The organism is Mesorhizobium sp. M2E.F.Ca.ET.209.01.1.1, from assembly GCF_004010375.2.
Classification (GTDB): Bacteria; Pseudomonadota; Alphaproteobacteria; order Rhizobiales; family Rhizobiaceae; genus Mesorhizobium.
Genome location: NZ_SADP02000186.1, coordinates 1 through 445, shown reverse-complemented (window position 1 = coordinate 445; position 445 = coordinate 1). Strand labels below are relative to the sequence as shown.

Genomic DNA, 445 nt, shown 5'->3' with positions numbered 1-445 from the left:
CAGGCTTTGTACTGAGCGTCAGTGCTACAGGCAGTAAACATCGGCTCCGCTGCGGAGTGGGCCTTCATGAACTGATTCAGGGTGGCACCCTTGATCACGTACTTGCTGTCACAATCGTGCGGGCTGTCGCCTCCATCCCCGCCGACAATGCAGGTGAATTTCGAGTCGGTGCCCGAAATCATGATGTCGCCTTTCCCGTCAGGAAAGCTGTCGGTTAAGCCGTAGAAGGCGAAGACATCCTTCGCCTTGGTGAAGTCATAGAGGCGCTGGAACGGGACGTTTGGGCGATTGATGCGGTAATGGCAAAGGTCGATCTGCTCGACCATGTCGACGGTGACGCCAAGAGGTGAAAGAAGGCCCGCGACGGATTCGCGGACGATACGACGGTTCTGCGGGTTGTCCTGGGGACCAGCGTGCGCGGCGATTGCGCTGCCGCCGATGCACG

Annotated in this window: 1 protein-coding gene; it reads right to left on the bottom strand. The window is 58.9% G+C overall.

All coding sequences use genetic code 11. The features are described 5' to 3' along the window. On the bottom strand, nt 1-445 hold a 445-nt coding region (locus EN852_RS41190), incomplete at both ends, for a hypothetical protein (protein ID WP_189546357.1).